This is a genomic window from Clostridium sp. (assembly GCF_029267215.1).
Taxonomy (GTDB): Bacteria; Bacillota; Clostridia; order Clostridiales; family Clostridiaceae; genus Sarcina.
In genome coordinates this window covers 128199-142118 of the sequence record NZ_JARIDH010000044.1, presented here as the reverse complement: position 1 = coordinate 142118, position 13920 = coordinate 128199, and the positions used below count along the sequence as shown (strand labels likewise).

12 protein-coding genes are annotated in these 13920 nt (G+C 28.8%); 3 read left to right on the top strand and 9 right to left on the bottom strand.

Annotated features, from left to right (window positions below):
• The first annotated feature begins 48 nt into the window (after nt 1–48).
• The gene (locus Q1K13_RS08690; RefSeq protein ID WP_300349607.1) at nt 49–1026 is read left to right on the top strand and encodes a P1 family peptidase; all 978 of its coding nucleotides are present in this window, start codon (nt 49–51) and stop codon (nt 1024–1026) included.
• Between the two features lie 281 nt (nt 1027–1307).
• Nucleotides 1308–1487 carry an alpha/beta-type small acid-soluble spore protein gene (locus Q1K13_RS08685; RefSeq protein ID WP_300349605.1) on the top strand — a complete coding sequence of 60 codons (180 nt, stop codon included), beginning with the start codon at nt 1308–1310 and terminating at the stop codon, nt 1485–1487.
• A gap of 41 nt (nt 1488–1528) precedes the next feature.
• On the opposite strand, the gene Q1K13_RS08680 is transcribed toward Q1K13_RS08685, so the two are convergent.
• From Q1K13_RS08680 to clpB, 5 genes are all read right to left on the bottom strand, one after another.
• Complete coding sequence (locus Q1K13_RS08680; RefSeq protein WP_300349772.1) at nt 1529–1969, bottom strand: gamma-glutamylcyclotransferase family protein; 441 nt, start codon at nt 1967–1969, stop codon at nt 1529–1531.
• Nucleotides 1969–2610: a pyroglutamyl-peptidase I gene (gene pcp / locus Q1K13_RS08675; RefSeq protein ID WP_300349603.1), complete on the bottom strand. Its 642-nt coding sequence runs from the start codon at nt 2608–2610 to the stop codon at nt 1969–1971. Before pcp ends, Q1K13_RS08680 begins: the two co-directional genes overlap by 1 nt.
• A 131-nt stretch (nt 2611–2741) precedes the next feature.
• Nucleotides 2742–3671: a DUF979 domain-containing protein gene (locus Q1K13_RS08670; protein ID WP_300349601.1), complete on the bottom strand. Its 930-nt coding sequence runs from the start codon at nt 3669–3671 to the stop codon at nt 2742–2744.
• Between the two features lie 3 nt (nt 3672–3674).
• On the bottom strand, nt 3675–4367 hold the full coding sequence (locus tag Q1K13_RS08665; RefSeq protein WP_300349598.1) for a DUF969 domain-containing protein: 693 nt from the start codon (nt 4365–4367) through the stop codon (nt 3675–3677).
• Between the two features lie 244 nt (nt 4368–4611).
• Entirely contained in the window at nt 4612–7212 is a 2601-nt protein-coding gene (clpB, locus tag Q1K13_RS08660) for an ATP-dependent chaperone ClpB (RefSeq protein ID WP_300349595.1), read from the bottom strand.
• A gap of 382 nt (nt 7213–7594) precedes the next feature.
• On the opposite strand from clpB, the gene Q1K13_RS08655 reads away from it, so the two are divergent.
• Nucleotides 7595–9136 (top strand): GTP pyrophosphokinase, encoded by a 1542-nt coding sequence (locus Q1K13_RS08655; RefSeq protein ID WP_300349592.1) that lies wholly within the window; start codon nt 7595–7597, stop codon nt 9134–9136.
• Nucleotides 9137–9219: 83 nt separating this feature from the next.
• On the opposite strand, the gene hemL is transcribed toward Q1K13_RS08655, so the two are convergent.
• From hemL to hemC, 4 genes are read right to left on the bottom strand one after another with little or no spacing between them, the layout of a single operon-like run.
• On the bottom strand, nt 9220–10497 hold the full coding sequence (hemL, locus tag Q1K13_RS08650; RefSeq protein ID WP_300349770.1) for a glutamate-1-semialdehyde 2,1-aminomutase: 1278 nt from the start codon (nt 10495–10497) through the stop codon (nt 9220–9222).
• 32 nt (nt 10498–10529) lie between these two features.
• A complete protein-coding gene (gene hemB, locus Q1K13_RS08645) occupies nt 10530–11495 on the bottom strand; it encodes a porphobilinogen synthase (protein WP_300349590.1) in 966 nt (321 codons plus the stop codon).
• A 54-nt stretch (nt 11496–11549) separates the two neighbouring features.
• Nucleotides 11550–13028: a uroporphyrinogen-III C-methyltransferase gene (gene cobA / locus Q1K13_RS08640; RefSeq protein ID WP_300349587.1), complete on the bottom strand. Its 1479-nt coding sequence runs from the start codon at nt 13026–13028 to the stop codon at nt 11550–11552.
• A 10-nt stretch (nt 13029–13038) separates the two neighbouring features.
• Complete coding sequence (gene hemC, locus Q1K13_RS08635) at nt 13039–13914, bottom strand: hydroxymethylbilane synthase (protein WP_300349584.1); 876 nt, start codon at nt 13912–13914, stop codon at nt 13039–13041.
• Nucleotides 13915–13920 lie beyond the last annotated feature (6 nt).

Here is a 13920-nt window from a genome sequence, read left to right as displayed (position 1 = left end):
TTTTAGTTATGCGCTAAAACTTTATTATTTTAAAGAGGTGTACTAAATATGTTTGAAATAAAAATTACTGATATAGAAGGATTTAAACTTGGACATGCACAAAATAAAGAAGGTGCTACAGGATGCTCTGTTTTAATATGTGAAGAAGGTGCATCAGGTGGTGTAGATGTTCGCGGTGGTGCACCAGGGACAAGAGAAACAGACCTTTTAAATCCTATGGAGATGGTTGATAAGGTCCATGCCGTTTTATTGTCAGGTGGTTCAGCCTTTGGACTTGATGCTTGTTCAGGAGTTATGGAATATTTAGAAAATAAAGAAGTCGGATTTGATGTTGGAGTTTCCAAAGTTCCTATAGTTTGTGGTGCTGTTTTATTTGACTTAATCTGTGGTAATCCTAAAATAAGACCTGATAAACAGATGGGGATTGATGCTTGCATAAATGCTGAATTCTTTGATGACTCCATAAATGGAAATATTGGATGTGGAACAGGTGCAACAGTTGGAAAAGCTATTAATCCTAAATTTGCAATGAAAGGTGGATTTGGAAGCTACGCGGTTCAAATTGGAGATTTAAAAGTTGGTGCTATTGTTGGAGTTAATAGCCTTGGTGATATAGTAGATCCAAATAACAACAATAAAATAATCGCAGGTGGATTAAGTGAAGATATGATGTCATTTATAAATACTGAAGAAAGTTTAATAAAAAGTTGTTCTAAACCTAAAAATGTATTTAAAGGAAATACCACAATAGGTGCAATTGTTACTAATGGTAATTTTAATAAAGCTCATATGAATAAAATTGCTTCTATGGCCCAGAATGGATTTGGAAGAACTATAAGACCAGCTCACACTATGTTTGATGGTGATACAATTTTTGCCTTATCTTCTAACCATGTTGAAGCTGATATAAATGTTGTTGGCCTTCTAGCAGCTAAGGTTATGGAAAAAGCTATTTTAAAAGCTGTTAAGGAGGCTGATTCTTCTCATGGCTTCACTTCATTTAAAGATTTAAATTTTATTGTATAAAATTTAAGGCTCAAGCAAATAGTAATTTTGTTTGAGTCTTTTTTATGTTTTAAATCATTTTTATTTAAATTTATTCTTAAAAGAAACTATTTTTTCTTCTCTACATTTTTTATTTTATCATTTTTTATATTCAGATATTTTTACCATATATAATTATTTTTACCCCAATTGGTGTTTATTTTATAGTTTATAAAAAACATTTCTGCACATCATAATAGCGAAAGGAAAAGAAAAACTTATCCTTTCAAAAGATCTTATTAACTTAAAAGGAGGAATTCAAAATGACAAAATTAGTTCCAGAAGCAAAAAACGGATTAGCAAAATTTAAAAATGAGGTAGCAAACGAAATGGGTGTACCATTCTCAGACTATAATGGAAACCTAAGTTCAAAACAATGCGGAAGCGTTGGTGGAGAAATGGTTAAAAGAATGGTAGAAAAATACGAAAAATCAATGCACTAAAAATAAAATAAGAAGAGAGGAAAATTCCTCTCTTCTTATTTTTAATAAACCTTTTTAAGCATAAAATCTCTCCAATTTCCATTTTCTATTAAAATACTATTTTCATAGAAAATCTCTTTATTATTCATAGCATAATAATAAACATAACATTTTTCAGTTGTTTTTTTCCCGATTACCTCAACTTCCATCTCTAATCTATCGTACTCATTATTTTTATTATTAATCCCTAAATATCCTTCCATTAAGTCCATTTCATTTATAACATTTTCATAATCTAAAATTGTCATAACTTCTCCATAAACCCAAGTATCACCTTCAATCAAAGCAGGATATCCTTTGTTATTCATATGAAAAAGCTTACCTTTAATTCTTCCTAATTCACTTTTTAAAACTTTTCCTTTTAAGTATTTATCATAGTTGAAAAATCCTGTTCTTAAACTTCCATACACAAAAATTTTTCTTTTTATCTTAGGTTCTAACATTAGCAAACAGTTCCTCCTACCACTTTAATATCCTCTTTATTTAAAACTATAGCTTTTATAGAAAGTTCTAACCCTTTTGATATATCAGTAATTGACATAGAAGGTGTATTAGGTTTATTTATAACTTGATTTGGTATATAAGGTACATGAATAAATCCTGCCCTTATATTTTTATACTTAGTATTTACCAAATATAAAACTCCATACATAACATGATTACATACAAAAGTTCCTGCTGTATTTGATACCGTTGCTGGAATACCTCCCTCAATCATTTCTTTCACCATAGCCTTTATTGGAAGATTACTAAAGTAAGCAGACTCACCATCATCATATATTGAAATATCTATTGGCTGATTTCCTTCATTGTCTTTTATTCTTGCATCATCTATATTTATAGCAACTCTCTCTGGGGTGATTCCAAATCTTCCACCAGCTTGCCCTACTGATATTACAACATCTGGATTTACTTCCTCTATTTTTTCTTCTATTTTCTCAAGAGATTTTCTGAAAACTGTAGGTATTTCTAATTTTATAACCTCAGCTCCTTCTATATTTTCTGGTAACATTTTTACAGCTTCTAAAGCTGGATTTATACTTTCTCCTCCAAAAGGATCAAATCCTGTAATTAATACCTTCATTTTTTAATTCTCCTTTTAATAAAATATGTTTTTTTCTAAAAACTTATATAAAATCCAAAATTATATTAACCATTGTTAATTTTAAGAGAGTAATTTTTTATATTCTCATAAAAATAAACTTTTAAATATTTTTAAAATGCTAAAAAGTACATTAATCCTATATGTATAATAAGTAGTAATATAGCAAATAAACTCTGACACTTCATAACTATATTTTTATCCTTAGTTTCTAAAAGTGCTGCTGGCATAACATTAAAATTAGCTGCCATAGGTGTAAGTAATGTTCCGCAATATCCAGCAGTCAAAGCCAAAGCCCCTGCTATTGCTACATTTGCCCCTTGTGAAAATACAAATGGAAATCCAATTCCAACTGTTATAACCGAAAAAGCTGCAAAGGCATTTCCCATTATCATTGTGAATACTGCCATACCTACACAATATGCAGTTACTCCTATTAAAATATTTCCTTCTGGTATAAAGTTTGATATTCCTGAAGATATAACATCACCTACCCCAGCTGCCGTAAATACAGTTCCTAAAGCAGCTAAAAGCTGAGGTAATATACTTGTAGAACCAACTGACTGAACCATTCTATTACTATCTTCTAGTAAATGTCTAGGCTTAGCTTTTAATATAGTAAAGCTTGATATGACTGCTGCTAAGGATGCTATTCCAATTGCTACAGTACCTGATAAATTCGTAAACTGAGCTATTACTAAAGATCCAATAGCTATTACTATTGACGGTATAAATATTTTATTTTTCAGCTTTTCAGCTTGCATTTCAGCAAAATCTATATTAGGCATTTTAAGATTTCCTATATTAACTTGTTTGCTGGCTGTTAATACACCTATTACTAAAAGTAATATCCCTACTATTACTGGTGGAATATTTGATCCTGCAATGAAAATTACAGCTAATATACCCCAAAAAAATGCCGTTCCAATTCTTGTTTTATGATTCTTATCCTTTAATGTATCTATTGTAGTATTTAACATTAAAAGACCAACTACTATATAAAAGATTTCAAGTAATACATTAGAAATCATTTTCATATCCATATCTTACTTCCTCCTTACTTTAATATTCTCTTTATTCTTTGATAAATTTTTACTTAATCTCTTATCTAAAATATAATTTTGTAAAAAACCTAGAATTAAAGCCACTATAGCTATTGGTATTGATGCTTTTGCTATTTCTAAAGTGCTAACATTATAACCTAATTCTTCTAAAGTTCCTGCTATTAAAAGAACTCCTGAACTTGCTAAAAAAACATTCTGACCAAAGAAATTACCATAGTTATCCATAGCTGCCGCTGTTCCTTTTATTAAATCTTCATTTTTATCATCTATTTTTCCATATTTACTAACAGCCGCTCCTTGAGCCATTGGATTTATAAGAGGTCTTATAAACTGAGCTTGTCCACTTAATCTTAAAGATACAGCTGTTCCAACTTCTCTAATAAGAAGATAACAACTTAGAAGTTTTCCAGTAGACATATTTTTGATACCTTTTATTAAAGTTATAGCTCTTTCTTTAAGTCCAAATCTCTCACACATTCCTATTACAGGAAGTGTTAAAATAAATAAAGTCATATGTCTTTGACTTACAAAAGTTGAACCTAACTTTTCTAATATTTCAAAAACACTCATATTTGCAACTATCCCTGTTGCTAGCCCTGCTACTAGTACAACTGCTATTGTGTCAAGCTTTAAAGCAAATCCTATTATTACGATTAATATCCCTATTAGTTCCACTTTTCTCACTCTCCTTTTTAAATTTATCACAATTTAATTTTTAAAAATTCATCTTATGCAAACAATTATAATAATAAATTTATTAATTTTCCACAATATTTTATGAATATATTTTAAAAAATTACTGTTTTATTTAATATTTCCATAATATTTTTATTTCTTTTTCAATTTATTAAAAATTTCCATAATAAAAAGAGCCTATATATCCGCTTAACACATATATAGACTCTTTATTTTCAGCTTATTATTTTCTTGTAACAGTTATTCTTCCATCTACTCCATTTATTAATGCAATAGATCCATCGTAGATTTCTCCACCTATTATTTTTTTAGCTATTTCAGTTTCTAATACATTGCTTATATATCTTTTTAATGGTCTAGCTCCATAAATTGGATCATATCCTTCCTCTGCTAATATTTCTTTAGCAGCATCAGTAACCTCTAAAGTTATATTTCTTTCTCTTAATCTATTTTCAACATCTCTTAAGAATATATCTATAATCTTCTTAATTCCTTCACTACTTAATGGTCTAAACATTATAATGTCATCTACTCTGTTTAAGAATTCCGGTTTGAATCTTAACTTCATTTCATTCATTACATTATCTCTAACATCTTCTTCAACACCATCAGCAGACTTATTTTCTAATAAGTAACTACTTCCTATATTAGAAGTCATTATAATTATAGTATTTTTAAAGTCAACAGTTTTACCTTTGTTATCTGTTAATCTTCCATCATCTAATATTTGAAGGAATAGATTAAATACATCATCATGAGCTTTTTCTATTTCATCGAATAATATTACTGAATATGGATTTCTTCTAACAGCCTCTGTTAATTGACCACCTTCTTCATATCCAACATATCCTGGAGGAGGTCCTATTAATCTAGATACTGCATGTTTCTCCATGTACTCTGACATATCTATCCTTACAATATTTTCCTCACTATCAAATAGATTTCTTGCTAATGTTTTTGCAAGTTCTGTTTTACCAACACCAGTAGGTCCTAAGAATATAAATGAACCAATTGGTTTTCTTTCATCTTTTAGTCCTGCTCTTGCTCTTATTACAGCATTGGCAACAGCTGTAGTAGCCTCATCTTGACCTATTACCCTTTCTCTTAATTCCTCTTCTAATCTTAAAAGTTTTTCTCTCTCACTTTCAACAAGTTTAGTAACAGGAATTCCAGTCCATTTTGAAATTATTTCTGAAATTTCATTTTCAGTAACTTCTTCTTTTAATAATGCACCCTCATTATCTTTTTCCATGTTTTCTTCTTGTTCTTTTATTTTACGCTCAAGTTCTGGAATTTTTCCATATTTAAGTTCTGCAACTTTATTTAAGTCATACTCTCTCTCATATTTCTCAGCTAATCCTCTAGCTTCATCTAACTCAGCTTTTAAATCTCTTACTGCTGAAATATGAGATTTTTCTTTTTCATACTTAATTGTCATTTCATCATTTTTATCTTGAAGTTCAGCAAGTTCTTTTTCTAAAGAAACAAGTCTTTCTTTTGAAGCTTCATCACTTTCTTTTGATAATGCTTCTTTTTCAGTTTCAAGCATTAAAACTTTTCTTCTTATAATATCTAATTCAGTAGGTAGAGAATCTATTTCACTTCTTATCATTGCACCAGCTTCATCTATTAAGTCAATAGCTTTGTCTGGTAAATATCTATCTTGAATATATCTATGAGAAAGTTTAGAAGCAGCAACAATTGCTGAATCATGTATTCTAATTCCATGGTGAATTTCAAATCTTTCTTTTAATCCTCTTAAGATTGATACAGTTTCTTCAACTGTTGGCTCTTCAACTATAATTGGTTGGAATCTTCTTTCTAAAGCCTTATCTTTTTCAATGTATTGTCTATATTCATCAAAAGTTGTAGCACCTATACAATGAAGCTCTCCTCTTGCAAGTAATGGTTTGATTAAGTTACCTGCATCCATAGCCCCGTCTGTTTTACCAGCTCCAACTATTGTGTGAATCTCATCTATGAATAAAAGTATTTTACCTTCTGAACTTTGTACTTCTTTTAATACAGCTTTTAATCTTTCCTCAAATTCTCCTCTGTATTTTGCACCAGCAATTAAAGCCCCCATATCTAATGAAATAATTACTTTATCTTTTAGTCCTTCTGGAACATCTCCTCTTACAATTCTTTCTGCTAATCCTTCTACTATAGCAGTTTTACCTACACCAGGTTCTCCTATAAGTATTGGATTATTCTTAGTTTTTCTTGAAAGAATTCTAACAGCTCTTCTTATTTCTTCATCTCTTCCTATAACAGGATCTAATTTATGTTGTTTAACAAGTTCAATTAAATTAGTTCCATATTTATCTAAAGCTTCATAAGTTCCCTCTGGATCTTGTGAATCAACTCTTTGACTTCCTCTAACCTCAGTTAAAACTTTAAGGAAACCATCTTTAGTTATATTGTTTTTACTTAATATACTTCCTACTACTCCATTTTTATCTAATTCCATAATAGCAAGCATTACATGCTCAACACTTATATATGAATCTTCAAATTGTTTTGAAATTTCTTCTGCTTTTATTAAAACTTCATTTATTCTTCTTGTAGCAGTAACCCCTGAAGATTGTGCTGCCTCTCCTAAAACTTTAGGCATTCTATCTATTTGAACATGAATGTCTCTTTTTAATGACTCTATATTAACACCCATTTTTTCAAATATATTAGGAATTAAACCATCTTTCTGATTCACTAATGCTGAAAATAAGTGAACTATATCTAATTGTTGATTGTTATATTTAACTGCTATTTCATAAGCATCATTTAAACTTTGTTGTACTCTTAATGTCATTTTATCTGCATTCATTTTATCACCTCAATATTCTCTCGTGTTTTTTTCTATGTATTAATAATACTATAAAAGTCAAAGAAAGTCAAAGTCTATTTTTATTTTTTTGAATTATTATTATTATTTATTATGAAATCATTTTAAATTCATTTTTTAATATTAAATCCCCTTTTTTATTAAAAAATTAATTATAAAAATGGATATAAGTCTAAAATTTTAAATGGCTTTAGTAAAAAATTATTTTAAAATTTTATTTAAAGTCAATTTTCTCTTGTTAATTAAACTTCTTATTAAATTAATTAACATATTCATCTTATGCTACTTTTATACTTACTATATCTTTGATATTATTAAAATATAATGACTTTTTAACGACAACTACAAGGATGGTGTTTTAAATTTGGAATTAAAAGTTTTTGAATTTACTAAAAGTACTTTAGATTTACTAAAAGATATAAAAAAAGATTTAGCTTATAGTGCAAACTTACTTGATGATTTTTTCTACTCCCTACTTGAAAATTCTTGTGAAGGATTCTTTAATATTTCAACTAGAGTAAAATCAGCATCAAGCTTAAAAGAAAAAATAATAAGACATAATTATTATTTAAAATACAATACACCTAATGAACTTTTTAATAATTTATCTGATTTAATAGGTGTACGTATAGAATGTAGATTTATTGAAGATGAGGAACACATATTTAAATTTATAAAAACTATTTTTAATTGCAAAGATGAAAATGGATACTCCTACTCTTCTCAAAATCCAACTATATTTTTAGACCTTAATGAACATCAACCTTTAAAACAAAAAAATGGTTTTGAACTTTATAGGATAGATGGGTTTATATTTAATGAGGGTGAAAAATATAACTTCGAACTTCAAATAAAATCAATGGTAAATAACTTTTGGGGAGAAATAGAACATAAGATTATTTATAAAAACTATAATATGATTTTTGGAGATAAATTTTATAAAAATATACTTCATTCTATAAAAAACAATCTCTGTTTAATAGATAATCAGCTTTTAACAATATTTAATCATGTTAATTCACATATGGAAAATTCTCATGATATGAGTTTAAAAAAAGAAGAAATAGAAATCTTACTTTCCAAAATGATATATGATATTTATTCATCTAAAGTAAAACATGATTTAGGAATATCAGTTGATTTTAGAAATGCCTGCGATATTATAATTGACTATATTTTCTCAAAAAACAACTGTAATACTCCTCAAGAATACTATAATACCTTCGTTAATACTTCTGTTAGGTTAAATGAAGTGTTTAAGGATTCTATTTCATTTAAGAATAAACTAAGCATAGGGAATAAACCCCTAGACTTTGATTCAAACTTCTCTAACTCTGTAGGAAGTAACTTAGCTAATGCCATGAATTATGATTTTCACTGGAATTTATTCTTTAAAATATTATTCCAAATAGAACCTGGTAATAACAGAGAAGACTTTGATTCATTTATTAAATATTTAGAAACAATATTCTCAAAAAGAGACTCTTACTTAAACCTATACTTAAAATTCAATTCTGATGAAGTATATACAATTAAAGAAGATATTCTTTCTGTTTTAAGTAAAGCATTCTTAGAAATTAATTCATTAAAATTTATTTATAGAGATAGACTTTCTGAAATATTTAACAACATAGACGAATACGTTAAATTTCTTTGTGATAATTTAGATACTTATGATGATTATAAAAATCATAAATATCTTTATACTCAATATTTATACCTAACTATTTTAAGTGTATTTAACAAAGATATAAAAACTCAAGCTGTCTTAGAATTTGCAAATGCACTAAAAAATAGTAGCTGTAAGCTTAGAATAAGCTATAAAGGAATCAAACTTTTAGCATCATCTAATGGTAATCAAACAGTTAACACCAATGAACTATTAGAACAAATATATATAAGATAGAAAAAAAGAGGGCATGTATCAAAATATAATAATAAAACTTATTTTGATACATGCCCCTTTTTTTAATTATAAGTTTAATTTTACTATCCCTCAAAGGATTCAAAAGCTTTTAGGAATTTTTCTACATGTTCCTCTGTATGTTTTACACTTAAGAACATAGCTTCAAATTGTGAAGGTGGTATGTTAAATCCATTTTCTATCATATGTAAGAAATATCTTTTAAATCTTTCTCCATCACAAGTTTTTACATCATCATAAGAATTAACTTCTTTTAAATCTGTAAAGAACAGTGTCATCATTCCTCCTTGTCTATTTATAACAAGTCCTATGTTCTTTTTAGCCGCTATTTCTAAAATTCCCTTTTCTAATTTTGCCCCTATTTTTTCTATATGATCATAGTATGATGGATTTTCATTTAATTTTCTTACTGTAGCAAGCCCTGCAGCCATAACTATTGGATTTCCTGACATTGTTCCTGCTTGATATACTCCTCCTATTGGTGAAAGATTTTCCATTATCTCTCTTCTTCCACCATATGCTCCACATGGAAGTCCACCACCCATGATTTTAGCATATGTAACTAAGTCTGGTTTCACATCAAATAAAGTCTGTGCACCCTTATAAGCTACTCTAAAGCCACTCATTACCTCATCAAATATAAGAAGAGCTCCAAATTTATCACATAATTCTCTAATCTTTCTCATGAATTTAGGGTTACATTTAACAACCCCCATATTCCCTGCTACAGGCTCAATAATTATGGCTGCTATATCTTCTCCGTACTTATTGAATAATTCCTCAACTTGATTTTCATCATTGTATATTCCTATAAGTGTATTTTTTATGCTATCTTTAGGAACACCTAAACATCCTGGTATTCCTTCTGTTAATACTCCAGAGCCTGCTTCTATTAAGAATCCATCAAAATGACCATGATAACATCCTGCAAATTTTATTATTTTATCTTTTTTAGTGTATCCTCTTGCAAGTTTTATGGCACTCATAGTAGCCTCTGTTCCTGAGTTCACCATTCTTATCATATCTATATTATCTAGTGTATCACATAAAAGTTTAGCTAAATCTAATTCTAATTTTGTTGAAGCACCAAAAGCTATGCTTTCAGCCGATGTTTTTTGTATAGCATAAACAACGTCTAAATCACAATGTCCTAAAATCATTGGACCCCAAGCTAATACAAAATCTATATATTCTTTTCCCTCTTCATCTTTTAAAATAACACCTTTTCCACTTTTTATTATAGGTGGATTTATTCCTACACTTCCAAAAGATCTAACTGGACTATTAACTCCACCTGGCATATATATTCTTGATTCTTCAAAAATTTCTTTGTTTAAACCCATTGTTATTCTCCTAACTAAATCACTTAAATCTCTTATTCTTGTAACCATCTAGATGCTTCTAAGGCATAATAAGTTATTATCATATCAGCCCCTGCTCTTTTCATTGATAAAAGCATTTCTAAAGCCACTTGTTTTTCATTTATAAGACCTAATTTTCCAGCATTTTTAACCATAGCAAATTCTCCACTTACGTTATAAACACATACTGGAACATCAACCTTATTTCTAACTTCTCTAACAACATCTAAATATGATAAAGCTGGCTTAACCATTACAATATCTGCTCCCTCTTCTATGTCTTGAAGAACTTCTTTTATAGCTTCTCTTGAATTTGCTGAATCCATTTGATAAGTTTTTCTATCTCCAAATTGAGGTGCTGAATGAGCCGCCTCTCTAAAAGGTCCATAAAATGCTGAACAATATTTTGCAGAATAGCTCATGATTCCTACATTAAAAAATCCTTCTTTATCTAAAGCTTTTCTCATACTTTCTATTCTTCCATCCATCATGTCAGAAGGTGCTAACATGTGAGCCCCTGCCTTAGCATGAGAAACTGCTATTTTATTTAAATATTCTAAAGTTATATCATTATCAACTTCTTCTCCATTTAAAATTCCACAATGACCATGACTTGTGTACTGACACATACAAACATCTGTTATGATTAAAAGATTTTTATAATCTTCTCTTAATTTTTTAACTGCCTTCTGTACTATACCATTGTCTGCATATGCTTCAGAACCACATTTATCCTTATGTTCTGGTACTCCAAAAACTATAACTCCTTTTATACCAAGTTCTGTAACCTCATCTATTATTTCATTTAATCTATCTAAAGAAACATGATAATTTCCAGGCAAAGAGCTTATTTCTTCTTTTATATTTTCTCCTTCTACAACAAATATAGGAAATATAAAATCACTCGCATTTAATGAATTTTCTCTTACTAAAGCTCTCATCTCTTCATTTATTCTTAATCTTCTTCCTCTTTTTATCATTTTTCTTACACCTCTTCCTGTAATAAAATATTAATAACTTAATTTTATCACAACTTAATTTTTAAATTCTCTAAAGAATTCCTCTATTTCATCTAAAAAGCCCTCTTCTGAATGAATTTTACACTCTTTACAAGGTATTCCTCTTTCATTTAAAGCTTTTGAAGTAATTGGTCCAATAGATATGCTAAGTTTTTCTTTTAAGGCTTCTCTTCCTAAAAGAGATTCCATATTCTTAACTGTAGATGGACTTGTATAAAGCACAATATCAACCTCACTAAAAGCTCTTGGATTCTTTAATTTTCCACAAACCGTATCATATATATTTACTCTTTGAACCTTAGCTTTTAATTTACTTAATTCATTAAATAAGTAATCACCACTTAATGATGAACATGGTATAAGTATTTCATCATCTTTTTTAATATTATCTTTCAATTCATTAAAAAGTCCATAAGCAGTAAATGATTTTCCAACAATACTAGGAATCATTCCTCTTTCTATTAAAGCTTTCTCAGTTGCCTTTCCTAAAGCCGAAATCTCTCCTTTAATTCTTCTTATATCAATCTTATTTTTTACTAAATAATCAAAAAATAAATTCACTGCATTAATTGATGTGAAAATAATATAATTATATTTTTCTAAGTTATCTATATAATCCTTTAAGTTGTAGGAAGTATCTTTTATCTCTATTGAATTTATCTCTGTTACCTCTGCACCTAATTCTTTAAGCTTCCACTTTAATGAATTTGACTGTTTCTTAGATCTAGTTATACATATATTAGCACCAAATAAAGGAAGCTTTTCATACCAATCTAGCTCTTCATTTAAAGAAACAACCTCTCCCACAACAATTATACAAGGTGATTCAAGCTTAGCTTCTTGAACTTTTTTAACTATATTCTCTAAATTTCCTACAACTTTTCTTTGTTTAGAAGTAGTTCCTCTCATTAAAACAGCACAAGGAACTTCTTTTGACTTTCCATTTTCAATCAACTTTTTAACTATTAACTCTAAATTAGAAAGTCCCATCATAAATACTAAGGTTCCATTTTCCTTAGATAATGCTTCCCAATTTATATTTAAAGTCTTAGCAGACATTCCTGTTACAATATGAAAACTTTGAGAAAGTCCTCTATGTGTTATTGGAATTCCTCCATAATTCAAAACAGAAATTGGAGAAGTTATGCCTGGAATAACCTCAAAAGGTATATTTTCTTTTTTTAAAGCTAATACCTCTTCTCCTCCTCTTCCAAAAACATAAGGATCTCCCCCTTTAATTCTTCCAACTATATGTCCTTTTTTAGCAAGTTCTACTATATTATCATTTATTTCTTCCTGAGTTTTATAATGACATCCTGGTTCTTTTCCACAATAAAAAATTTCACATTCATCATTTAAATAGTTTAAAATATTATTTCCTACTAATCTATCATATAAAACAGCTGTACACTTACTTAAAGAATTTATCGCTTTTAAGGTTAGTAATTCTTCATCCCCAGGTCCTGCTCCTATTATGTATGCTTTTCCTTTCATATTTTTCCTCCTAAGCATTTTTTAAAATCTTTTCCGCTAGTTTTTTTCCTAATAAAATATTATCTTCTTTATTTCCAAGTATATCTTTTTTAACTATTTCTCCATTTACAGTAAATGTTCCTATCATATATAAGTCATTTCCTTTAACCTCTGAATATGCACCTATTGAACTATGACACCCTCCATTTAACTCCCTCATAAAACTTCTTTCAGCCTCAACTCTTATTCTAACTTCTTTATTATCTAAAGATTTAAAATAATTGTTATATTCCCCATTTTTTATACACTCTATTCCAAGAGCCCCCTGCCCAATAGCTGGTATAAAATCTAAGGGATTAAAATAATCACTTATAATATCTTCTAAACCTAATCTTTTTAATCCAGCAGCAGCTAGTATTATTCCATCTAAGTTTTCTTCAGTTATTTTCCTAATTCTACTTTGAACATTTCCTCTAATAGGAATTATTTCTATATCTGGTCTAAGTAATTTTAGCTGTTCAGCTCTTCTTATACTACTAGTACCTACTCTTGCGCCCTTTCTTAAAGTACTTAAAGTTGATCCATTTAAAGAAATAAAGGCATCTCTTATATCTTCTCTCTCTGGCATTGCCACAAGTTCAAATTCTTCAGGTAATTCATAAGGAACATCTTTCATACTATGAACAGCACAATGTGCTTCTCCCTTTAAAAGTGCTAACTCTATTTCCTTAACAAAAAGACCTTTTCCACCTATTTTATTTAACGAAACATCTAGCCTTCTATCTCCCTCAGTCATAACCAAAAGTTTTTTGCTATCCATATTCACTTTTTCTTTCAAAAGTTCCATGACTCTCTCTGCCTGAACCTGTGCAAGCTTACTTTTTCTTGTTCCTATTATTAAATCCATTAGCTC